At 51.2% G+C, this 23120-nt stretch carries 17 protein-coding genes and 1 tRNA gene; 10 read left to right on the top strand and 8 right to left on the bottom strand.

Going from position 1 to position 23120, the window contains the following annotated elements:
• Positions 1 to 139 precede the first annotated feature (139 nt).
• The 3 genes from WC593_07740 to WC593_07730 all read left to right on the top strand — a co-directional run bounded on the left by WC593_07740 (position 140) and on the right by WC593_07730 (position 7406).
• Complete coding sequence (locus WC593_07740) at positions 140 to 4081, top strand: PAS domain S-box protein (GenBank protein ID MFA4825037.1); 3942 nt, start codon at positions 140 to 142, stop codon at positions 4079 to 4081.
• 69 nt (positions 4082 to 4150) lie between these two features.
• Positions 4151 to 5314, top strand: a complete 1164-nt coding sequence (gene ercA, locus WC593_07735; GenBank protein MFA4825036.1) for an alcohol dehydrogenase-like regulatory protein ErcA — start codon at positions 4151 to 4153, stop codon at positions 5312 to 5314.
• Positions 5298 to 7406 carry a PAS domain S-box protein gene (locus WC593_07730; GenBank protein ID MFA4825035.1) on the top strand — a complete coding sequence of 703 codons (2109 nt, stop codon included), beginning with the start codon at positions 5298 to 5300 and terminating at the stop codon, positions 7404 to 7406. The genes ercA and WC593_07730 overlap by 17 nt, the downstream gene beginning before the upstream one ends.
• A gap of 155 nt (positions 7407 to 7561) precedes the next feature.
• On the opposite strand, the gene WC593_07725 is transcribed toward WC593_07730, so the two are convergent.
• Together WC593_07725 and WC593_07720 are read right to left on the bottom strand one after the other, a co-directional pair.
• Positions 7562 to 8917, bottom strand: a complete 1356-nt coding sequence (locus WC593_07725) for a hypothetical protein (protein ID MFA4825034.1) — start codon at positions 8915 to 8917, stop codon at positions 7562 to 7564.
• 221 nt (positions 8918 to 9138) lie between these two features.
• On the bottom strand, positions 9139 to 9543 hold the full coding sequence (locus tag WC593_07720) for a protease inhibitor I42 family protein (GenBank protein MFA4825033.1): 405 nt from the start codon (positions 9541 to 9543) through the stop codon (positions 9139 to 9141).
• Between the two features lie 635 nt (positions 9544 to 10178).
• On the opposite strand from WC593_07720, the gene WC593_07715 reads away from it, so the two are divergent.
• Positions 10179 to 10988, top strand: a complete 810-nt coding sequence (locus WC593_07715; protein MFA4825032.1) for an FAD-dependent oxidoreductase — start codon at positions 10179 to 10181, stop codon at positions 10986 to 10988.
• Positions 10989 to 11120: 132 nt separating this feature from the next.
• Here the strand turns inward: WC593_07715 and WC593_07710 are convergent, their stop codons facing one another.
• From WC593_07710 to WC593_07695, 4 genes are all read right to left on the bottom strand, one after another.
• The gene (locus WC593_07710) at positions 11121 to 11558 is read right to left on the bottom strand and encodes a hypothetical protein (GenBank protein ID MFA4825031.1); all 438 of its coding nucleotides are present in this window, start codon (positions 11556 to 11558) and stop codon (positions 11121 to 11123) included.
• A gap of 28 nt (positions 11559 to 11586) precedes the next feature.
• Positions 11587 to 11913 (bottom strand): hypothetical protein, encoded by a 327-nt coding sequence (locus tag WC593_07705; GenBank protein MFA4825030.1) that lies wholly within the window; start codon positions 11911 to 11913, stop codon positions 11587 to 11589.
• Positions 11914 to 11928: 15 nt separating this feature from the next.
• Entirely contained in the window at positions 11929 to 12894 is a 966-nt protein-coding gene (locus tag WC593_07700) for a nucleotide-binding protein (protein MFA4825029.1), read from the bottom strand.
• An 829-nt stretch (positions 12895 to 13723) separates the two neighbouring features.
• Positions 13724 to 13797, bottom strand: a tRNA-Lys gene (locus tag WC593_07695).
• A gap of 102 nt (positions 13798 to 13899) precedes the next feature.
• Between WC593_07695 and WC593_07690 the strand changes: the two genes are divergently transcribed.
• Genes WC593_07690 through WC593_07680 form a run of 3 tightly spaced genes read left to right on the top strand, consistent with a single transcriptional unit; the run spans position 13900 to position 17619 of the window.
• Positions 13900 to 15369 (top strand): DHH family phosphoesterase, encoded by a 1470-nt coding sequence (locus tag WC593_07690; protein MFA4825028.1) that lies wholly within the window; start codon positions 13900 to 13902, stop codon positions 15367 to 15369.
• Positions 15359 to 15979, top strand: a complete 621-nt coding sequence (locus WC593_07685) for a 6-hydroxymethylpterin diphosphokinase MptE-like protein (GenBank protein ID MFA4825027.1) — start codon at positions 15359 to 15361, stop codon at positions 15977 to 15979. Before WC593_07690 ends, WC593_07685 begins: the two co-directional genes overlap by 11 nt.
• The gene (locus WC593_07680; GenBank protein MFA4825026.1) at positions 15976 to 17619 is read left to right on the top strand and encodes a radical SAM protein; all 1644 of its coding nucleotides are present in this window, start codon (positions 15976 to 15978) and stop codon (positions 17617 to 17619) included. Before WC593_07685 ends, WC593_07680 begins: the two co-directional genes overlap by 4 nt.
• A 325-nt stretch (positions 17620 to 17944) precedes the next feature.
• On the opposite strand, the gene WC593_07675 is transcribed toward WC593_07680, so the two are convergent.
• The gene (locus WC593_07675; GenBank protein ID MFA4825025.1) at positions 17945 to 19078 is read right to left on the bottom strand and encodes a CBS domain-containing protein; all 1134 of its coding nucleotides are present in this window, start codon (positions 19076 to 19078) and stop codon (positions 17945 to 17947) included.
• A gap of 50 nt (positions 19079 to 19128) precedes the next feature.
• Between WC593_07675 and WC593_07670 the strand changes: the two genes are divergently transcribed.
• From WC593_07670 to WC593_07660, 3 genes are all read left to right on the top strand, one after another.
• Positions 19129 to 19395 carry a PRC-barrel domain-containing protein gene (locus WC593_07670; protein ID MFA4825024.1) on the top strand — a complete coding sequence of 89 codons (267 nt, stop codon included), beginning with the start codon at positions 19129 to 19131 and terminating at the stop codon, positions 19393 to 19395.
• A gap of 65 nt (positions 19396 to 19460) precedes the next feature.
• Complete coding sequence (locus WC593_07665; GenBank protein ID MFA4825023.1) at positions 19461 to 20192, top strand: tRNA(His) guanylyltransferase Thg1 family protein; 732 nt, start codon at positions 19461 to 19463, stop codon at positions 20190 to 20192.
• Positions 20193 to 20262: 70 nt separating this feature from the next.
• Positions 20263 to 21198, top strand: coding sequence for a hypothetical protein (locus tag WC593_07660; protein ID MFA4825022.1), 936 nt, complete (start codon positions 20263 to 20265; stop codon positions 21196 to 21198).
• A 575-nt stretch (positions 21199 to 21773) separates the two neighbouring features.
• Here WC593_07660 and WC593_07655 read toward each other — a convergent pair.
• Complete coding sequence (locus WC593_07655) at positions 21774 to 23036, bottom strand: PQQ-binding-like beta-propeller repeat protein (GenBank protein MFA4825021.1); 1263 nt, start codon at positions 23034 to 23036, stop codon at positions 21774 to 21776.
• Positions 23037 to 23120 lie beyond the last annotated feature (84 nt).

Raw genomic sequence — 23120 nt, 5'->3', positions numbered from 1 at the left:
GTTTTTCTTATCATTATCCTTTCGTGCGTGGTTCCGGGTTTAATTATTCTCGTCCATGATCCCGAACATTTCAGTTTTATTCCGCTATTTTATATAGAATAACCAGCGGATCAGGATACTATAGGTTAGGATACAGCCGATGTTTTCCATACTCTACGTAGATGACGAGCGCGATCTTCTCGAACTGGCGAAGCTCTTTTTAGAGCAGTCGCCGGAATTCCATATCGAGATCGCATTGTCCGCCAGGGAGGCGCTCGCATCTCCGCATATCCTATCCTGTGACGCGATCATCTCTGATTACCAGATGCCGGAAATGGACGGTATCGCATTTTTAAAGACCGTCCGCGAGCGGTTCGGCAACATCCCGTTCATCCTCTTTACGGGCCGTGGGCGGGAGGAGGTCGTGATCGAAGCGATCAACAACGGTGTTGATTTTTACCTCCAGAAAGGGGGTGATGTCAGGTCACAGTTCGCCGAACTCGCACACAAGATACGCCAGGTTGTGGCACGCCGCCAGGCTGAACGCTCCCTGATAGAATCCGAGAAACGCCTGGCAGATATCATCAACTTCCTCCCGGATGCCACCCTTGCGATAAACCGGGAGGGTGTCATAATCGCATGGAACCGCGCGATCGAGGAGATGACCGGGATATCGGCAGAAATGATGCTCGGAAAAGGAAATTACGAGTATGCCCTCCCCTTCTACGGTGAGCGCCGCCCTATCCTTATCGACCTGATCTTCGAACCGGATGAAGTTATTAAACAGAAATACTCCCACATTGTCCGGAAAAAGGATGTCCTTTTAGCCGATACTACCCTTCCCCGCCTGCAGGGCAGGGAAGTTGCGCTTTTCGGGAAAGCCAGCCCGCTGTATAACAGCAAAGGAGAAATTGTCGGTGCAATTGAAGCTATCCGTGATATCTCCGAACGACAGAAATCAGATGATGAACTCCGCCTCGCGTACGAACACATCACCGCCAGCGAGGAGGAGCTCCGTGGACAGCTCGACATGCTGGCAGAGAGCGAGCAGCGGGCTAAGGAGAATGAGACAAAATACCGGGACCTCTTTGACAATTCTGTGACCGGGATCTTCCGGACAACGATCGAGGGAAAATTTTTAGCTATCAACACCACGTTTGCCCGTATCGCCGGTTACGGAACGCCGCAGGAGATGATGGAGGCTATCCAGGACATCCGTACCCAGCTCTATGTCAATCCCGACGATCGGGATCTGTTCATGAACACTCTGAAGACGGAAGGGAAGGTAAGGGATTTCCAGGCCCGTTTCTTCAACCGGCAGGGTCATACGCTCTGGATTAACATCAATGCCATTGCTGTCCGGGGCGCTGACGGAAACGTTCAGTATTATGAAGGCACGATCGAGGACATCACCGACCAGAAAAAAGTAAAAGAAGCCCTCCTGCGGGAAAAGACCTTCACGGACGCCGTGATCGACAGCGTCCCCGGCCTGCTCTATCTCTATGACCCGGAGGGACGGCTCGTTCGGTGGAACAAAGCTCATGAGTCCCTCACGGGCTATTCGGCAGAGGAACTTGCCAGGATGCATTTCCTTGACTGGTATAAGGGAGACGAGGAAGCGATCCGTGCCATATCGGGAGGGGTGGAGCGGGCTTTCCGTGATGGTCAGGCAACTGCCGAGGCCTGTCTCCAGACAAAGAACGGAAAGAAGATACCTTTCTTCTTCACGGCACAACGGCTCGAGGTTGGCGGGAAGACGTATTTCACGGGTGTCGGCATTGATATCACGGACCGGAAGAAAGCAGAAGATGAGCTCCGCGCCGCGTACGAGCAGATCTCAGCAAGTGAAGAAAAGCTCCGCGAACAGCTTGATGTGCTGGCAGAAAATGAGAAGAAGACCCGGGAGAGCGAGGAGAAGTTCCGGGTGGTTTTTGAAAGATCCCATGATGCACTGATGCTCTCCGAAGGTATACGGTTGATTGACTGTAATTCAAGAGCATTCGAACTGTTTGGCTACCGCTCCCTTGAAGAGATGGCAGCACTGCATCCTGCAGATGCTTCACCGAACGTACAACCGGATGGGCAGGACTCATGGTCAGCGGCGCAAGCCCATCTCAAAGCTGTATCTGAGAAAGGCGAGGAACGGTTCGAATGGGTGCACCAGAGAAAAGATGGCAGCACTTTCCCTGCAGAAGTCTTCTTGTCGTCCTTTGAACTCGGGGGAAAAACCTTCATCCAGACCTCGATCCGGGATATTACTGACCGGAAACTGGCAGAAGATGCCCTCCGGGAGAGCGAGGAAAAGTATCGCCTCCTTGCCGATACTTCTCCGGAAATGATCTATTTTATTGATACCAACGGTTATGTGAGGTATGTCAATCAGGCGGCATCCCGGCAGTTCCATGCTGCACCGGATGACCTGATCGGAAAACCGCTCTCCTCAATTTTTCCGCCAACAATAGCCCAGAGACATCTGGAGGCCATCCGGAAGGTGACTGTTGAGCGTCAGATGCTCCACCGGGAAATCCACGAGGAGTTCCCGACAGGTTCAGTGGATATTGATGTCCGCCTCGTCCCGGTCATCAATAATAAGAACCAGATAATAGGCGTTCTCGGACTTTCAAACGATATTACTGACCGGAAACGGGCAGAAGATGCCCTCCGGGAGAGCGAGGCAAAATACCGCCGTATCACGGACAATGCCCGGGATATGGTTTACCGCATGGCTATACCCTCCGGACAGTATGAATATGTCAGCACGGCCTCTGTGGCAATGATCGGGTACACTCCCGAAGAATTGTATGCGGATCCCGGCGTTGCCCGGAACTCGATCCATCCCGACTGGAAGGAGTACTTCACCCAGCAGTGGAGCGAAATGCTGGAGGGTCGTGTTCCCCCGGAGTATGAGTACCAGATTATCGACCGTTCAGGAATAATGCACTGGTTTAACCAGAGAAATGTGCTGGTCAGGGATGAAAACGGGAAACCCGTGGCTCTTGAAGGCATTGTCACGGATATTACCGATCGCAAACAGGTTGAAGCGGCCTTGCGGGAGAGCGAGCAGCATTATCGCAGCGTGATTGAGAACATCCAGGATGCGGTTGTACAGTCGGATCGCGAAGGCAGGCTCGTCATGGCAAGCCCTTCGGCAGCCCGGCTGATCGGGTACGAATCACCCGACGAGATCCTTGGCATGCCGATGACGTCGTTTTACAAAAACCCTGATGACCGTCAGGCAATGCTGAACGAGATGACCCGCACCGGCAAGCTCGTTGATTATATTTTCGAGATCAAGCGGAGGGACGGGTCCACGCTCTGGGGCTCGCTCAACGCCCATTTCCTGTACGACAAGAACGGGCAGATCAAAGGCACGGAAGGGGCAATCCATGATATCACGGAACGCAGGCTCATGGAACAGGCAATCCGCGAGGCCAACCACAAACTCAACCTCTTAAACAGCATTACACGACATGATGTCGCAAACCAGCTTACGATCCTGCAGGGTTTTGCCCAGATCGCTGCCATGAAAAAAGGCGACCCGGTCATCACCGATTACCTTACTAAGATCCTCGCCGCAGCAGATACCATCGCCCGCCAGATCGAATTCACACGGACATATCAGGAACTGGGTGTGAGGGCACCATTATGGGTCCTGATTGAGGGGGTCATCGGGCATATCGGAAGCCGGGTCCCGGTCAGGTTCTCCAGAACCTGCGGGGGAATCGAGATCTATGCTGACCCGATGCTGGAGCGGGTCTTTTTCAACCTCGTTGACAATGCGATCCGGCACGGTGGCCGGGTGACGGAGATCACCGTCCGCTGCGAGCGCGAACCTGACAGTCTGCTGGTGATTGTGGAAGATAACGGAAATGGTATCCCGGTTGCGGAGAAGGAGAAGATCTTCAGACGGGGTTACGGGAAGAATTCAGGTCTGGGTCTCTTTTTGGTGCAGGAGATCCTTGCCATCACCGGTATCACGATACGGGAAACCGGCATACCCGGGACCGGTGCCCGATTCGAGATGCTGGTCCCGAAAGGTTCGTACAGGTTTGTAAAACCCCGTTCTCCTGATACCCGGTCAGATCCTGCCATGCAAGGATAAACCTTGAAATATAAATAACGGTTATTCACATCATAGTGCAATCGAAAACATTCTGGGAGAGGATTCGGTATGACCAGTGCATTGGCTGAATTACGGAAGTTTGTTGCCCCGGAGTTCATCATCGGGGCGGATGCCCGGCTGCTCGCCGGGAGGTATGCAAAGAATTTTGGCGCACGACACGTTTTTATCGTCACCGGCCCCCATGTCATCGGCGCCGGGTGGGTAAAGGATGTGACGGGGAGCCTCGATGCAGAAGGTATCGGGCACACCATCTTCTCCGGTGTGACCCCCAATCCCCGCGACTTCGAGGTGACGAAAGGCGCAAGCCTGTACGAGGAGGCCGGCTGCGATGCGATCGTCGCGGTCGGAGGCGGCAGCCCCATAGACTGCGCCAAGGGGATTGCGATTGTGGTCTCGAATAAGAAAAATATCCTCGCGTTCGAAGGGGTGGACAACGTGGCAATACCCCCGCCCCCGATGATCTGTATCCCCACCACGGCAGGCACCGGTGCCGATGTCTCGCAGTTTGCCATCATCACTGATACGGAACGCCGGGTGAAGATCGCCATCATCAGCAAGGTGATCGTGCCGGACATCGCGCTTGTCGACCCGGTACCCCTGACCTCGCTCTCAACAGAGCTCACTGCCCATACCGGGCTGGATGCGATCACCCATAGCGTAGAAGCTTATGTCTCAAACGCCAGTTCACCCGTGACAGATACCCTGGCCCTGGAATCCATCCGGCTGATGAAAGAACACCTCCTCATGGCATACCAGAACCCGGCGTCCGTTGAGGAACGGTACCAGACCATGCTCGGCAGCCTCCTTGCCGGCCTTGCCTTTTCGAATGCCAGCTTAGGTGCCGTCCACGCGATGGCGCACAGTCTTGGCGGGTACTCCGATCTTCCCCACGGGGAATGCAACGCCCTCCTGCTGGAGCACGTGGCAGAGTTCAATTTTGATGCATGCCCCGACCGGTATGCTGCTATCGGCACCATCCTGCAGTCCCCTCAGGCTCAGGGAAAAACGAAGGGGGCAAAAGAGGATCTTGTCCAGGCTCTCCGCACTCTCCGTGAATCGTTGGGTGTGACGGACCGGCTCTCCGATCTTGGAGTGACAAAAAAGGATCTCCCCGAGCTTGCGGGAAAAGCGATACGTGACCCGTGCCTTGCGACCAACCCGAAAAAACTGACTGTTGAGGATATTGAACGAATCTATGAAAGAGCACTCTGACGAAATCCCTGACTGGGAAGCCCAGCGGAACCGGATCATCGGTCTTGGCGAGACTTCCATCCGTAAGAGTTACTACCCCGAGCTCCAGCAGCGGATAGAGGAACTCGAGAAGAAGAACCAGGAACTTCAGGAGGCCTATGCTGCCCAAACGGCTGTAGAAGAAGAACTGCGCCAGCAGTTTGATGAGACTGACAAAAAAGAAAAGGAGTTGCGGGAGAGCGAGGCATTCCTCACCAGTATTATTGAGAATATCCCGCTCATGCTTTTTGTCAAGGACGCTAAGGATCTCCGGTTTATCCGGTTCAATAAGGCAGGTGAAGAGCTCCTTGGATATTCCCGGGAGGAAATGATAGGGAAGAATGACTTTGATGTCTTCCAAAAAGAGCATGCAGATTTCTTCATGGAAAAAGACCGGCAGGTTCTTGAGGGAAAGACACCGATCGATATCCCTGAAGAGAAGATCGGGACCCGGATTCATGGTGAGCGCATCCTGCATACCAGAAAAATTCCCATCATCAGCAGCGATGGTGAACCCCGTTTCCTGCTCGGAATTTCCGAGGATATCACAGAATGGAAAAACCAGGAACAAATCCTGAAAGCCCAACTGAATCTGGGTATTGCACTGCAGAATATTCGCGGGTTAGATGAAACGCTGGGCATCTGTCTTTCCGCAGCGATAGAGATAGCAAAAATGGATGCCGGCGGGATTTATCTGGTCGATGAAACGAGTGGTTCTCTCGATCTGGCAGTCTCAAGCAATCTGGGGGCGGAATTTTTAAAACAGATCTCCCATTATTCTGCGGATTCTGATAATGCCCGGCTGGTGATGAAAGGAAAACCTGTTTATGTTCCTTACAGTAAGACCGGAATTATTCATAGTCCCGTCCAGGAACAAGAGGGATTGCTGGCTATCGGGATCATTCCGATAACCTTTGGCGGGCAGGTGATTGCCTGTTTAAATGTTGCTTCCCATACCCTTGATGAGACCTCGTTGAGCGGCCGTATTGCCCTTGAGACGATCTCCACGCAGATTGGGGCTGTTATCGAGCAGAAGATGGCCGAGGAAGCGCTTCTCGTCAGCGAGGAACGGTACCGGAGCCTTGTCGATATAACCGACACCGGGTACCTTGTCCTGGACAACCGTGGCGTCGTCATAGACGCCAACGATGTCTATATCCGGCTCACCGGCAGATTCTCTATTGATGACCTGAAAGGTCGCCCGGTCACCGAGTGGACCGCACCTTATGACCTGGAACGCAATGCCCGCGAAGTAGAAAAATGTATGAAGACCGGCCATGTCCGCGGCCTTGAGATCGATTATATAAAACCGGACGGGTCGATCCAGCCCGTTGAAATCAATGCTACTGTATTCCCTACCGGCACCGGGAATGTGATCCTGACGCTCTGCCGCGACATATCAGAACGCAAGCGGACCCATGTCGCCCTGCAGCAGGCACGGAACAAGTTAAATCTCCTAAATGCAGTCACGTTCCAGGATATCCAGACGGCAGCCTTCTCCCTCTCGGCATACCAGGAACTGGTTAAAACCGTCATCGCCGATCCGAAAGCAAAGTCCTATCTCGATAAACAGGAAATTTTCTTAAAAAAGATGGTCGATACGCTGGATTTTGCAAAGAATTACCAGGAGATGGGCATGAACCCACCCCGGTGGCAGAACGTGCGGCAGGTCTTCCTCTACGCCATCTCGCATCTCGATTTCCTGAGCATGAAGCAAAACCTTGAACTAAACAATCTTGAGATTTTTGCTGACCCGCTGTTTGAAAAGGTGCTCTTCAATCTCTCGCAGAATGTACTCACTCATGGCGTCAACGCGACCGAAGTTACCCTCAGGTATGAGGCAAAACCCGACCATCTCACGCTTTTTATGGAAGACAATGGTGTGGGAATTTCTACTGAGGAGAAGAATATGATCTTCGACCGGGGATACGGGAAAGGGACCGGTCTCGGCCTCTTTTTGGTCCGGGAAGTCCTCTCCATCACGAGTATGACGATCAAGGAGACCGGGACCCCCGGGAAAGGGACACGGTTCGAGATATCCGTGCCCAAGGGAATGTACCGGAATACCGGGTGATGTACGGTGCCTGGTCCCCCCTTAGCGATCAGTAATCAGCGGAAATCCGTGCAATTTAGCGGGTTTTCAAATCCGTTATTAATACCAGGTTCAGTCTGTTGTGGCGATTTTTCTGTGCCCGGGATACCTTTCTTAACGGTTCGTGAGGGTGCGTATCAGTATGAAACCGGAGAGGGCGGCGCAGGTGTCTGTGTCAGTGTCGCTGCGGCTGGAGCAGGCGTGGCATCGCCGGAGACAAGAACTCCCCACCACGGCTGATCCTCGCGGATGACCGCAAGATCCGTTCCGTTCAGCCGCGTGTTCACGGCCATCCTGACGGGAATGAATCCAAGGAGCATGACCTGGCGTTCCCGGGACACGACAAATACGAGCTGGTTGCCTTCGAATGCAGGGTTCACTGCAGTGACGGTCCCGGACTGACCGGAGTACTGCTGCTGGATACCTGCAGTCTTCTGGTCGGTCGGCTGGATACAGTACAGGGTTGTGCCGTCTGCATCCCTCCCGCACGGGGAGTTGGAACACATTCTTACCGCACCCTGCCACCGGTCAACCGCCCCCTGCCGGGAAATGCACGAGCAACCCGATGGGCAGGTGATCAACCGTTCTGTTGGAGCTGCAGTCTGTTGTGAGGTGGCCTGTGTTGCAGGCTGGATGCAGTACTGGTAGGTCCCGTCCGACTCCCTTCCACAAGGCGAGTTGGAGCACATACGGGCACCGCCCGGCCACCGGTCGGCGCCTCCCTGTCGGGTGATGCACGAACAGTTGGAAGGACAGGTGATAAACCGTTCGGTCTCCGTAACCGTCTGTCCTGTCACGATGCCGGTGCAGCCTGTCCCGCGTGCATCACATCCTGAAAGGCACTCTTCCCGGTATCCATAGTCGCACTGCTGCGCCCATTCATTCCAGGTACCGTTGAAATGGCGAACCCCGTCACTACAGTAATCCGGGCAACCGGCAGGGTCACGTGCACAGGTCGTGCCAGAGCCATCACAGCCATTCACGCAACTCCGGGTCATGTAGGTGCACTGCTGCATGATGCTGCTCCATGCGCCATTGAAGGAGTGGACTCCTCCGGCACAGGTATCCGGGCAGCTCTGCCGGGTCTCGGCAGTCGTTGTTACTGTAGGTGCAGCTGCACAGCCGGTGCCGCGTGTATTGCAGCCGGTATCGCATGCGGACCGGTACGCATAATCGCAGCTGCTGGTCCGGGAATTGTAGGTACCGCGGGAATAGGCAACCCTGTCGGAGCAATAGTCAGGGCAGGACCGCTCAGCTGTCGTCACGGTCGCTGCCGGCGCAGCAGCACACGTGATGCCCCGGGCATCGCAGCCGTTATCACAACTCGTACGGGAGGCATATTCGCATATGCCGGTCCGGGTATCGTATGTTCCGCGGGAATACTGTAATCCGGCAGCGCAGTAATCCGGACAATCCCTGTCTGCTGCGGCAACACAGGGCATGAGCAGTGCCATGGCAAGGGCGCACACTCCCAGAATAATGATGGCCTTCATATAAAATTACCTCTATTGGATGGATCACCGTTCAGATGATTAATATTGTGGCTGTTATAACCAAACAGAGGAATGTTCGGTATGAAGGATCTTTTATTCAGGGACAAACGGGGCCTGAAGGAATGTCAGGACCTGACTTGCCGGATCAGGGTCCGGAGATTGTACCTTCGCCCGGTATGAACAGCGGATCCCGGATAAAAATGGTTCACCAGAGGAATTTTTCAGGGAACTATGAATGTAATCTCAAAGCTCCGGAGTGTCCTGTTTACCGGTTCCCCCGGCCGCCGCAGGTCAGCGGAAAACGTCTGGATGGGATCATTCCCGATTGAGATGTGCCATGTGCGGGAACCACCCGAGCCGACCATTCCCATCAGTTCTCCTATCGGGTTGCCTGATGAGTATCCATCCCCGGTGATTTTAATATCCCCGGTGGTCGTCACGTTCCAGACAAAACCCGTAGAAGGGTTTTCCGCGAGCGAGATCACTGCCGTATCTCCCGGCGCCATCCGGATTGTCGAACCGTTGTTCCCGCTGCCATACGTCTGTCCAAGGCATCCGGCAGCCGACAGGACAACAGCAAGAATTGCCAGGGTTACGATCATCCCCGTTGTATGCCACTCATCCATCATCCAATCCCTGTCTTCAGGTTATCAAATACTTTTCCCCTTCCTCAGCAGGCAGGAATCAGGGGAATCTCGAACATCGCATGGTACATGAACATCCTTTATGGGCCTGAGAAACGACCCACCCTATCCAATGGGTGGGGCAGCCTTGGGAGAACATTCCCCTGACCCCCCTTATTTTCTCAGTTTGGTTGTCAGCACTATGAGAGCTACAGCAATATGGGGGGATGCTCACATCGTGGGGGTGGAGGCGCGAAGGCGCACAGAACCCCAAAGAGCGTCAAATATTTTTGAATGTGTCTCCGGAACCGGAACTTTTTCCCCCGTTTTCTTAATTGGCTCGGACTCAGAAAGATCCCGGACCCGGTAACGCCCTGATGGCGTAAGATGGGGGTCGGACAACAATTATTCGATCGGAAGAATACCGTGAGCCCTCTGGCATCTCCACCGTATTTTTTCATTATTCCTGCGGTTCCTGATCAGCGTCCGGAACAACATGTCCCTCACTGACCCCCATCAACCTCCTTTGTTTTCCGGGCAGAAAATGGTGCATTTAACCTCGTAACAGTGAGAAAAATGTGGCCGGAAGTGTAAGGGGGGGTCAGTGAGGGACACTTTTTAAGATCTGTGGCAATCGCATGCAGACCCATGACCCGCAGCTGATGGGGACTTTTGCTCTGCGAACCTCACCCAATCACGTGCCGGAAAAACGGGCAATCATTTTTATGGAATCCCGCGATAGTGTATCCTTCATGGAATACCAGGTCCGGGTGATGGAGGTTGTATCCCACGGGAACTTCGCGTTCTCGGTCAGGTTCAAGCGGCCGTCCGCATTCCCGTACCTGCCGGGCCAGTACATGTTCATCACGATTGGCACCGGCTCCACTGCCCTGACAAAACACCTTACGCTCTCGAGCAGCCCGTCCAATGCGTATCTGGAGGTAACGAAAGGCTCGACCGGCCATCCCTTTGCAGAAGCCTTGCGGGCACTTAAAGCGGGCGACGAGGTGGTGATACGGGGTCCCTTCGGGGACTTTACCTTTCATGGAGAATATGCAAAGGTTGCGTTCATCGCGGGCGGCATCGGCATCACGCCCTTCTGGAGCATGATGCGCTATGCCACCGGGATGCGGCTTGACACCGATATCCGGCTGCTCTGTTCGGCCAAGATCGAGCCGGAGATCCTGTTCCGGGAGGAGATGGCGGAGCTCTCGCTCGTGAACCCGCACCTCGGAATTATCACGACCCTGACGGAACCGGGACCCGGGTGGACAGGGCGAACCGGCAGGATCAATGCTGACATGATCGTGCAGGAGATCCCCGACTGGCAGGAGCGGGTCTTTTTTGTCTCCGGGCCGCCCGCGATGGTCAACGCGATGCTTTCAGTGCTCCGGGAGATGGGCCTGACGGAAGATCGCATACGGTCCGAGTCTTTTCCGGGATACTGAAACGTTCCAGAGCCTGCTGAGAATGGAACCGAAAATCTGGTGGTTGGCCGGAAATGAAACCGGGTACGTACCAGAAAAACAACCAGAAAAACGGGCCTGAAGGGATTTGAACTCTCTATAAACTTATTTGTTTTATCTTTGACTTGCGTAAATATTGTTATCAACAACAATATAAGGAAGACAACTCTTTACCCTGTATTGGAGTTGATATTTTCCGTCCGCAGCATTTTCAACAACATTTCTATCATATTCAAAAAATTGCGTGACTATTCCTTTCGGGGGGATGTAATCAATGTTAAAAGAGCGATTCTCACATTTCCGTTGTTGTGGTAGAAAATCATTACAATATCCTGTCTTTACTTCAACAGATTTTGCAGAGGCATCTAAAAGGTTAACGATGGATATTGTGACATTATGGTGATATGTAAAACCCGCATTGATCGCCTTATCTTTGTTCTCTACAACCGATACAGTGATATTTTTATCTTCTCCTGTCAAGCAATAATCACTCGAACAACCTGCTATCATTACGAAAATTGCGATCAATAGAATAAACGTGAGGTTTTTCATACCCGTCTACCTGACATTGCAATAATTGTCAATGATATGCATACATGATCAATCCTACTCCACAAATAAATCCAATTATGAATAAAATTATCCCTAACTTTTTATTTTTTACAGATAAAATTGTCACAAATAAAGATAATATCCCTAATACTGTAACGATGATACTCGCAAAAGGAACAAATGACGGAGTGTTTCCCACATGTGGCATACTTTTGGTTGTTTCTTCAACTTTCTGAAGAACTGAAATTATAATATCGTTCGGATCGTATGAATTACCCGTTTTTAAGAAAAGACCAAAAAAAATACCAGTGATCAATCCTTCCAAGATAACCTCTTTTTCACGGTTTGATTTCATGTTCCTCATTGTAGCTCAAAGATATTTTTCATCAATTTTTATTCCTGATGCATTAATCTCTGTTGCTAGTTTTTTCTTCCAATCTCCCTGTCTATCAATTGAAGTATAAAGAAGGCCATCATTATCAGAGGGTAGTTCAACTTTTTCTTGACACAATGCTGCAACCTTATTACGGCCAAGTTTACCAATAAAAAATCCCCACTCAAAAATTACATTTTGTCTGGCTCGATGTTTGAGGTTCATATGATATCTATCAACTGAATATTCCAATGCTTCCTTCATATCTTCGACAGTAGGTTCACGTACGAGGTCATCAAAATTCTCAACATACTCAATATATTTCGCCGCAAGATCATCTCGTGAAAGTAACACGATTGCAAAATCGACATCTGAATAATGTTCAACTTTTTCAATAATTGTTTTGCCGAGATTTGCCTGTTTGTGAAGGATAATTGGTTTTAATTTGAGGCTTTTGATATATTGTTCAACTTCATTTTTTAATTCATCATCATGCCCATGAACAATGAAGATTTTACGACTATCAAGAGATTTTTCTTTGGAGGTCTGTTTTTTTACAACGGGTGAATTTGCTAATTTTTTTTTTGTGATTCGTTTTGGTTGAGTGGGTAGCACAGTTTTCCGTCTAGAATAATTAATTGACTCCAATTCCGCTTTATATACAATTAGATGATTTTTTATTAATTCAAGGTCATTTTCATAATTTCTTTGTCTTGTCACTGGATCCGTCGGATCTAAAAAATGTCTTGTTGCAAAAGAACTGCGATCCTTTTCGAGATCTTTAAGTTTTTTATCGTCATCCTTAAAATTAGCGCGAAGAAAACCTCTAATATTTATCTTTAATTTGGTTATCTCTCTCTCGCTATCTGGGTTTTCACAATCAATTTGTTGAAGATCAGCAATTTTACTGATAAAAGAGTTGATTTGATCTATTGCGTATTCAGGATCAGTATCAGGTTCCACCCATTATCACACAGAGGTGTTATTTTTCCAAGTATATACCCGTTGCTTGATATTAGTTTGGTCTCTCTGTGAGGGAGAAATATTTGTTTAATTTAGTGACTTTGAAGAACACTTGATTACATTAGGGTGATTGTATGGTTTTTCACTTTGCTGTCTCTATTAATCATTAATAGTGTATCGTGGGACTGCTAAATCGATTATATCATGGTTTCAATCCATATTTTCTTCGATAAATTGTTCGATGAGATAGAAGTAGTGATCACCTGATAACGTCTACATTCGTTATATGGCTTGTTGGGTAGATGTTTGAATTGGAATAGTGATCCGACTTTCTAAAAGTTAAGTTGGTCTTTCCAAATTTCTGCCTAGAATTACCATAACGATAATACAAAACATCATTCCTCCGACGAATAACAATGTAGTTAGGTTTAAACTCATTGGATTCTTTGACCATTCAACATATAGACCTCCAACCATCCCGGTAAGTAAACTTAATGGTATCGAGATCGTTAAAAGTTGAATATTTTCTTGAGTGATTATTGTCCTTCGAAATGTAACTGGCGTTGTTCTACACCAAAGTGTAAAATTGATGAATACTAAAATTATGATTGCTAACGCCATTACAAAAATTAATGCAATGATCTCTTGTTCCATATAGTAACTTTGAATTACACATACAATTTAATCTATTTAATTATTATATGGGCAAAAGAATCGCTCATGTTTCCCATTGTTTTCCAAAAACAGATTGAGATTTAGATTAGTTATTTTGATTTAGATTCTATGTTGCCCGGTGAGAGCGAAGAATTATCAAAAACAACCAGAAAAACGGGCCTGAAGGGATTTGAACCCTTGACCTGCGGATTAAGAGTCCGCCGCTATGCCGAACTAAGCTACAGACCCAGCCTGTTAGACCTAATTAAGTGGTCGATAATGCCGAATAAATGTTTTGGCCACTCAGGCAAAGAATTCCTTAATACCCTAGAATAGTACATCTTCTGTTACATGCCTGAACCAGCCCCGTTTGAACAGCCGGGTCCAACAAAATACTGTATTTTCGGCTGCGGCACGAACGGTTACAATATCATCCTTGAACTCCTGAAAGAGCAGGAGCGCGTGATGGTCGTGGACAAGGACGAGTCCCGCGTACGCCATCTCCGCGACCAGAAATACGATGCATACCAGCGCGATATCACCTCATCTGATTTGCTGGTTGGCCTTCCCCCATTCGAGATCGCGTTTGTAATGACCGGTGACGGGGATGCAAACCTCGCCGCAGTCCTGACCATCAAGAAGCGGTACCCTGCCGTGCAGGTTGTCGCCCGCTCGGTTGACCCGGTCAATGGTCAGAAACTCACCGCTGCCGGGGCCGAGTTCGTCCTCTACCCGCAGGAAGTAGTTGCCCGCTCCGCGATTCTCCAGATAAAAAAACAGCATTCCAGCCGGATCTCGCAAAGACTTTTTACCCTGCTTGCCGGCTGGGAAGGGTGTCTGGGGATCATTACCCACAAGAACCCGGACCCTGATGCCATTGCGTCAGCCCTGGCACTCGCAGAGATTGCCAAACGGGCTAACCCCAAGAGCCTCACCACCCGGATCTTCTATGAAGGCAACATCGGCCACCAGGAGAACCGTACGTTTGTCAACCTGCTCGATATCAAGATGGAGCACCTGACCACAGAAGCCATGCAGCAGTGCAACTTCCTGGCGCTCGTGGACTGTTCGGGCCCGGGCGCCAACAACGATATTCCCCCCCAGACGAAGATCAACATTGTCATCGATCACCACAAGGATGGCAAGCATATCGCAACGCAGAGCACCTTTGTCGATATCCGGCCCGGGGTTGGGGCCACCGCAAGCATCCTCACCCAGTACCTGCAGGAGCTCGATGTGCCCGTCGACAAACGCGTTGCCACCGCCCTTCTCTACGGTATCCGCACGGACACCAAGGAGTTCAAGCGCAATGTCACCCCGCAGGATCTCAATTACGCAGGCTTTCTCCTGCCGCTCACCGATGCAGACCTGCTCGACAAGATCATGTCGCCTTCCATGTCGCAGGAGACGCTCGATGTGATCGGTAAGGCGATCCAGGAGCGGAGAATCCAGAGCGGGTACCTCTTCTCTAATGTCGGTTTTGTTATGAACCGCGATGCCCTCCCGCAGGCAGCTGACCTGCTCATCACGCTCGAAGGGGTTAACACGGCGCTGGTCTATGGTATCACCGACAACGCGATCGTGATCTCGGCCCGCAACCGTGACATCCGGCTGCACATCGGCAATGCCCTGTCCGAAGCGTTCGGGGAGATGGGCGATGCCGGCGGCCACCCGAACATGGCGGCAGCTGCGCTTCCGCTCCACTTCTTTAACCGGGTGGAGAACAAGGAAGAACTGCTCAAACTCGTGATCGAACCGATCCTCGAGAAGTTCAAGAACCTCGTCGGACTGGAGAACGAGGACCGGAAGAATGGAGTTTAGGGACTGGGAACCGCATTACTGCGAGATCCTCGCGTACTTCGGGTTCGACCGTGCCGGTGACGAAGAGGCAGCCCGGCTCCTCGCCTCGCTCCTGCCCCGCGACAATCTGCTCTCCCTTGCAGCCCTGACGTGTGACAACCCGGTTACGGTCTGCGGCAATGCCCCCTGCCTCAAAGACGAGCTGGACAAGATCAATGGCGTAGTCTTTGCCGCTGATGCAGCGGCTGATGTGCTCGATGCAAACGGCATCTATCCCGATGCTGTATTTACCGACCTCGATGGTGCAAGTGACCGGCTTCTTGCGCTGAATGAAGAGGGAACGATCGTGGTCGTGCATGCGCATGGCGATAACATTGCGCTGCTGAAGCACTGGGTGCCACGGTTCAAAGGTCCGCTGGTCGGGACAACGCAGGGCACCCCGCTTCCCCATGTCCACAACTTCGGCGGTTTTTCCGATGGCGACCGGGCGGTCTTTACCGCTGAGGAACTTGGTGCTGAACAGATCACGCTCATCGGTTTTGATCTCGATGACAAGGATGTTGATCCGGTGAAACGCGGAAAGCTCATCTGGGCCAGAAAACTGCTCGCCCTGATCGGTCATACGGTATGAATCCTATTGCAGTCATCCTTGACGGGTACGTTGACGAGCCGGCCTGCCTTGGGGTTCCCCCCTATGTATCGCCCTACATCCGCACGGTTGCCGGTGCACTTATTGCCCACGGTTACGCGGTGCAGTACCTCACCATCGACCAGCTTCGCACCGATCCGATGCGGACCGTTGAGCTGAACCGGGCGAACCTGCTCGTGATGATTGCCGGTGTCACGGTCCCGGGAAAATACCTGGGCGGCACTCCTGCCACCCTCACCGAGATCCAGCAGGTCGGTCACATGGTACGCGGCCCGAAGAAGATGATCGGCGGGCCGATCGCGTTTGGCTATGCGGCGGAGGGAGGTCAGAAGGCGATCCGGCAGGTGATCGGCGGGTTTGATGCCCTGCTGACCGGAGAGCCGGCCATTGCGCTGGACAACTATCTGTGCGGCAATGAACCGGCAGGAGCGCTCGATTACTCCCGCACGGACCCGTGGAGTGTTTCGGGCAGCACGATCATCACGCAGCATCCCGATTACCCGTACGTGATGTGCGAACTGGAGACCGCACGGGGCTGTTCCCATGGAGCGACCGGCGGCTGCTCGTTCTGCACCGAACCGTTTTACGGCCAGCCGAAGTACCGCAGCATCGCGGGAATTGCGGCGGAGGTTGCAGCACTCCACTCTCACGGTGCCCGGCACTTCCGGGTCGGCCGGCAGCCGGATATTCTCGCGTACGGTGCAGGAGCAGGAGAATATCCCGCTCCCCGCCCGGAACTGCTCGACCAGCTCTTTTCATCGATCCGCACCGCAGCTCCCGATCTAAAAACGCTCCACATCGACAATACGAACCCGGCCACCATTGCCCGGCATGAGGATGCCGGCCGCGAGGCTCTTCGTGCCATCATCCGCCACCACACATCCGGAGATGTTGCTGCATTTGGCATGGAAACCGCTGACCCGGCCGTCATTGCGGCGAACAATCTCAAGGCGCAGCCCGATGAAGTCTTCCGGGCAATTGAAATCGTGAATGAAGAAGGGGGCATGCGCAGGGACAACGTGCCCGAGCTCCTGCCGGGATTAAACTTCGTATGCGGGCTTGCCGGTGAGACTGAAACGACCTATGATCTGAATGAGCAGTTCCTCGTCCGGGTGCGGGATGCCGGCCTGTCCGTCCGGCGGGTGAATATCCGTCAGGTGATGCCGTTTGAGGGTACACCCGCGTACACGAACAACACGCTCGGCAGGCACGAGCAGCGATTCCGGGCGTTTAAGGAGTTTGTCCGGAATACGATCGATCTCCCGATGCTCCAGCGTGTCTTTCCCATCGGTACTGTGCTTCGCGATGTGCGGATCGAAGTTCCGGGAGACCTGTCATTCGGGCGGCAGATGGGATCCTATCCGATCCTGGTCGGGGTTCCGCTTAAGCTGCCCCGGAACACCATCACCGATGCGGTGGTCGTGGACTGGGGGATGCGTTCGATCACGGCATTGCCCGTGCCTGTTGAGATTAACACACTCCCTGCTTCTGCAATCAGGTGGCTGCCCGGTATTGGCAAGAAAAAGGTGGCAGCCGTGATTGCAAAGCGGCCGTTTACCGGGATCGAGGCGTACCGGAAGGTGGCGGGAAACTCAGCGGTGGACGGGCTGATGCGGTTTTAGGAATTTTTACACGATGGGTAGAAAAAAGAATATAATGATGGGGGCCGATGCCCCCATACCCCCGATTGCGATTAACGCCGCCGCCCCCGAAGGGACGCCCCCGCGGCGGTTCGGAGCGGGTTTATCATGATTATGGCTCTGTTAAAACCCTCTAAAAAGAGGGGGGGTCAAGGGGGTGCACCCCTTGGGCTGCCTCCCCCTCTGGGGGAGAGAGGGGGTCACCCTCCAAACAACCGATAAGAGGAAGCGAATCAAAGGAAAATAGGATTTCAACAGAGCCGTGATTATTGAAAAAAGATTGATGTCAGAAAAATCTAATACATCACTAAATCTGCTTCAATTCAGTCACTTTCAGGATATCCGTCCGGGTCACGATCCCGAGGATCTTCCCATCCACCACGACCGGAATCCTGCCGAAATCCTGTGCTGACATGATCCTGAGCGCATCGATCACCGGCGCTTCCGGCGGGAGCGTGATCAGGTCCCGGGTCATGATATCGCGTACCTGCATCGCGTCCCGGTCAATGGACGACGTGCGGTTTACATCTGCAAGGGTTATCATGCCGACAAGGGTATCCCGCTCGACTACCGGAAAACCGAGATGCTTGCTGGAATACATCATGCCAATCACCGTGCTTAAGGGCATGGTTGGCGGAACGGTGGTCACCGGGGTGCTCATCATGTCGCCCACGGTCACATTCTGCAACAGGTGGCTGTACTTCACCGCTGTTGACTCTGCATTTGCACCGATGTAGATGAAGAGCGCGATGAGGATCAGGAACGGGGAGAAGGTTACGAGCCCGATGATGCCAAAGATAATCGCAAATCCCTTACCGATATCAGCGGCAATTTTTGTGGCCCGGTGGAGCGGCATCCTCGTTGCCAGCCATGCCCGGAGCACCCTGCCACCATCCATGGGAAAGGCCGGAATGAGATTGAAGGCGCATAGGATGATATTGAGTATGCCGAGATAACCCAGGACAAAGATCCATACCCCCTGCATCCCCGGGTTTGTAGTCACTGACGGCGCAGCATAGACCAGCCCGCAGCAGACGATCCCGAGGATCAGGCTCGCAACCGGCCCGACAAGCGCCATCGGAAGCTCGATTTTGGGATCCGGTGTCCCCTCCTCCATCTGTGCGATGCCACCGAAGATCATGAGGGTGATACTGTTGATCGCGATGCCTTTATGCAACGCAACCACCGAATGGGCAAGCTCATGCACCAGAACGCCGGCAAAGAGTCCGAGTGCGATAATAACTCCCAGGATCCATGGTGTCAACCCGCTGGTGATGATTGAGGTGTCTATCGGTACTGTAAAGATATCTTTGAGCATTCCTGCGGTGATCAGGATCTCGGTGCCGATAATCCAGGCAAAGAGCGGAATGACCAGCAGGAAGGTATAATGGATCAGGATCGGAATCCCGAATAAGCGCCCGATCCGAAACGATCCGTCCATATGAAAGGATTATCTTTTTAACTCTTAAGTATATACTCTCTCTGATAACGATGGAAAGCCAGATTACCGATTTGTTCGGACTCCAGATCTACACCGATAAGGGCATGTTCGTCGGCGAAGTCGAGGATGTTGTCATCGATGTTGACAGCAAGAAGATTGAAGGTGTCGTGGTCGGCAAGGTCAATGACCAGCTCTTCGAGCTCAAGAATTACAAGGGACTCAAGATCCCGTACCGCATCATCAGCGCTATCGATGACATTGTCCTTATCCGTCACCTGCCGGGTGCATTCTCCGGGTCAGGCAGCGGCGAAGAATAACCAACGGACAAACCCTGCGGGGAAACCCGCACCCCATATTTTCTCTCGTCTTGTATGGTCTCTTTATGGAAAACCGCGAACTCTTTTCAAATCTTACGACCATTCCCCCCATTTTCGTGCGGCTTGACGGGCGGGCATTCCACCGGCTGACCGAAACGCTAGGTCTCGAAAAACCGTTCGATGAGTTTTTCAATACCTCGATGTGCACGGTCTGCACCTCGCTCCTTTCAGAAAGCGGCCTGAATCCTGATTTTGCATTCACGTTCTCCGATGAGATCAGCCTGTATTTCACCCAGCTTCCGTTCAATGGCAGGGTGGAAAAGATCGATTCCGTATCAGCATCGTTTGCGGCAAGCTCGCTCACTCTGGCGCTGGGAGGCACAACGCTGGTCTCATTCGATGCACGGGTGATCCCGGCAACCCCGGCATTTGCCCTGGAATACTTAGCCAACCGGCAGAACGAGGCATGGCGCAACCATATCAACGGTTACTGCCAGCAGGTGCTGATCGAAGAAGGGATGAACGGAAAGAAAGCCGCTGAGCATCTCAAGGGCCTGCCCTCAAAAGCACTTCATGACATGATGCATGTGCGGGGGTTCAATCTCGCGATGACACCGGCATGGCAGCGCCGGGGTGTGATGGTATACAAGAAGCTCACCGAGAAGGAGGGGTTCAACCCGATCACGGAAGAGACCGTGGTTGCCGAGCGGAGTGCAGTCACGGTGGACAAGGATCTTCCGCTGTTTACCAGTGAGGAAGGAAAGGTGTTTCTGCGGAAATTGTTGGGCGGGGTGTGAGGAATAATAAATGATGATAACCCTCTTTGCAGATGTAAAAAATCAGTAAATATTAAACGTGAGTCTTTTCATGGCCACAACTAAACCCCCTTCATCACCCAAAAAACAATATGGCATTGTTGTAATGTTGGATGCACTTGGTGTTTCGCATTATACCTTGAAACAATGTGAAGTCTTTTTGAAAAAACAAAATGAGATGATGAACGAAATAATCAAAACGAAAAAAGATTTTAAGAATTATGATTTTTTAAAGGGGATTATAACTGCAACATTTGGAGATACGATAATAATTTGTTATCCCATCAAGGAGAATGATTCATATTCATCTTTGGAAATTCTTGGATGGGTTGGATTGCATTTAAGCTATTTATTGAATCTTGGAATAAAAACCGGAATTCTATTTCGTGGTAGCATCTCGATTGGTGATTTCCTATACGGAGACAACGTTGTTCTTGGCCCAGCAGTATTTGATGCACATGATTGGTATGAGAGTGCTGATTGGTTTGGTGTGATTCTCTCTCCAAAAATCCAATTATGGCTGGAATCTGCATTAGAAACCGAAAAACGCAAAGAATCACATGATGCTATAAGGCTGTTTGAATACGGTATTGTTCAGTACGATGTCCCTCTGACTCATCGCGAAAAAGAAAAAGAAAAAAAATTTTGGGTTATTGCATGGCCAGCGCACTATTATGATGAAGGAATAAAAACACCTGCCGGGCCATTAGGGAATTTATCAAATAATTTATACAAAATCCCCATTTCAAAATTGGGTGAACCCAAGTTTAAGAATAGTATCGATTTTTTTAAGTGGTATGGTACGGACGTCTATCAAAAAAATGGCAGAGATAAGCTAAATTTGATGTTTTTATGGAAGGAATGGCCCCCCATTCTTTTGATAAATAAAGATAAACGCCGCCGCCCCCGAAGGGACGCCCCCGCGGCGGTTTCAGTGACTAAAAATATTGAAACCAACTTGCCCCGCCGTGCCTCGGAGAGCCCCTGAGGCGGGGAACTCTCGTAATAAATCGTTTTTTCGGCATGCCGTATCGGAATCAATGTGTTTATGTCCCCCTCTCAAAACAGAATTTCATAAGTTTCCGATGTTTTTCTGAACTACGAGACCAGATTAGATCGTAGATCTTCTTCCTGCAGATCAGGATTACCGTCTCCGGGTTCAATGCCCTCGTTTAAATGCCCGGTCAGCGTAACAAATCATGTTGCGCTAATATTCTCTCTTAAAATATAATTCTGACAGAAATGCTTTGATATTTCAAAATCAAAAAGCATAAATATAATTATAGTACACTAGCAGATATCCCCTAAAAGGAGGTGATGTTTTGTTTGACTGGGCGATATTCCTGAAAATCATCATTGCAGTCCTCCAGGCCATTTTACAGAATCTGCCCCCTATGTAACCGGGCAGGTCTGGACTTTTGCAAAAAATTTCCTTATTTTCGGTCACGCAAAATTTTCAAAAAAGAGATATCGTGGTTTTTTCCAAGAACCGCTTGCGTTAAAAAAGTATCGATACTAAAAACCACATCTCCGTCGCTATGAAACATAGTTTCAATGATCGGTTTATTTTTTCATGATTGTAAAGGCACAACCCGCAAGGATGAGCGCGAAGAAAATAACGGTCATGGGAAGCGGGACCGGTTGGGATGTTGTGGTCTGCTGAGTCTGCGATAAAGATGGGCCTGGGGTTGGCCGGGCCTGGGGTGAGAGATAGTAACCTGTGTTAAGTATTATTTTCTTTTCCTTCCCGTCCTGGTCGGATACATAGATTGACGGGTCTTTTTCTTCACCTGTACCCCAGAGTCCCACAACATTCACATCCCCGCTGCCGGAAGTCGAAACGCTCCGTGCTGCGCCCCGGATCGGGTATGACCAGAAAATTGTTCCAGTACCATTGAGGGAATACACGGTGCCATTTTTTGGGTTTTTTCCCGCAGGTGCAGTACCTGCAAGTACTGACCGGCCATCATCGGACAATGCTACGGAGTAAACATAACCAGAATCCGTCAGATCCCACAAAAGCCTCCCGCTCCGATTGAAATAATAAACCTTATACTGGGAACCCGCAGCAACAAAATTCCCATCCGCTGAGATCGCCACACTTCTGGTCTGGTAACGGCTGGAATAATTCCCGAGAAGGTTACCGTCCCAGTTCAGGAAATAAACAGCATCCCGATCAATTGCGGCAATTGTGGAACCGTCCCGGGAGATGTCAACACCGATCACCCACGATTTGGTACCATATTTCCAGAGCATGGTGCCGTTTCCTGCAAACAACCGGACACTCCCATCATAACGATCCCGGGATCCACCCCCGCCCCATGTCCCGATAACGATGGTATTCCCATCATCTGACAGCGCAACACCGGATATGCCCCCGGTCATTTTCAGAATTTTCCAACGGGTATTTCCTGTCTGATCCAGAGAATACATTACCGGTTCGTTCGCTTCAGAGGGCCCGGTATAGCCGGTTGCAATTATTGTCGTTCCATCTGAGGATATCCGCGCCTCCTGAATACCCATTGCCGGATCTGACTGCCATAACAGGTCACCATGAGGATTGAAACAATACACAGAACCGTTTGATGCATCAATGGGACCGACACCGGCAACGACAATAAAATCCCCGTTACGGGACATCGAGACATCGGTAATTCGTTTGCCCGTAGGATACGCCCAGAGGAGTGTGCCGGTCTTGTCGAAAAAGTTAATTTCCCCCTGTTCTGATCCCGCAACAATATACTGGCCGTTGCCGGAAACTGAGACGAGTACAGGGGCAGAGTATATCGACGGCTCTTCCTGTGCAATGACAATCGGGATGATCATTGCGGAAAAAATAATGATAAAAAAAATAGGAGCAATAATTCGTAAATTCATCACATTGCCGCCGTGAGAGCCGGAAAAACCGGG

The organism is Methanoregula sp. (genome assembly GCA_041645435.1).
In the GTDB taxonomy this organism is placed as follows: Archaea; Halobacteriota; Methanomicrobia; order Methanomicrobiales; family Methanospirillaceae; genus Methanoregula.
Note: the sequence above shows the minus strand (reverse complement) of the source record. Positions and strands in the feature narration are given on the sequence as shown.

Bases quoted from the DNA above. Each gene is read 5' to 3' on its own strand.
- WC593_07665 (MFA4825023.1), top strand. From the start codon at position 19,461: ATGGAAAACCGCGAACTCTTTTCAAATCTTACGACCATTCCCCCCATT.
- WC593_07730 (MFA4825035.1), top strand. From the start codon at position 5,298: ATGAAAGAGCACTCTGACGAAATCCCTGACTGGGAAGCCCAGCGGAAC.
- WC593_07720 (MFA4825033.1), bottom strand. From the start codon at position 9,543: ATGGATGAGTGGCATACAACGGGGATGATCGTAACCCTGGCAATTCTT.
- WC593_07670 (MFA4825024.1), top strand. From the start codon at position 19,129: ATGGAAAGCCAGATTACCGATTTGTTCGGACTCCAGATCTACACCGAT.
- WC593_07680 (MFA4825026.1), top strand. From the start codon at position 15,976: ATGAATCCTATTGCAGTCATCCTTGACGGGTACGTTGACGAGCCGGCC.
- WC593_07710 (MFA4825031.1), bottom strand. From the start codon at position 11,558: ATGAAAAACCTCACGTTTATTCTATTGATCGCAATTTTCGTAATGATA.
- WC593_07660 (MFA4825022.1), top strand. From the start codon at position 20,263: ATGGCCACAACTAAACCCCCTTCATCACCCAAAAAACAATATGGCATT.
- WC593_07690 (MFA4825028.1), top strand. From the start codon at position 13,900: ATGCCTGAACCAGCCCCGTTTGAACAGCCGGGTCCAACAAAATACTGT.
- WC593_07740 (MFA4825037.1), top strand. From the start codon at position 140: ATGTTTTCCATACTCTACGTAGATGACGAGCGCGATCTTCTCGAACTG.
- WC593_07675 (MFA4825025.1), bottom strand. From the start codon at position 19,078: ATGGACGGATCGTTTCGGATCGGGCGCTTATTCGGGATTCCGATCCTG.
- WC593_07655 (MFA4825021.1), bottom strand. From the start codon at position 23,036: ATGATCATCCCGATTGTCATTGCACAGGAAGAGCCGTCGATATACTCT.
- ercA (MFA4825036.1), top strand. From the start codon at position 4,151: ATGACCAGTGCATTGGCTGAATTACGGAAGTTTGTTGCCCCGGAGTTC.
- WC593_07705 (MFA4825030.1), bottom strand. From the start codon at position 11,913: ATGAAATCAAACCGTGAAAAAGAGGTTATCTTGGAAGGATTGATCACT.
- WC593_07715 (MFA4825032.1), top strand. From the start codon at position 10,179: ATGCAGACCCATGACCCGCAGCTGATGGGGACTTTTGCTCTGCGAACC.
- WC593_07685 (MFA4825027.1), top strand. From the start codon at position 15,359: ATGGAGTTTAGGGACTGGGAACCGCATTACTGCGAGATCCTCGCGTAC.
- WC593_07725 (MFA4825034.1), bottom strand. From the start codon at position 8,917: ATGAAGGCCATCATTATTCTGGGAGTGTGCGCCCTTGCCATGGCACTG.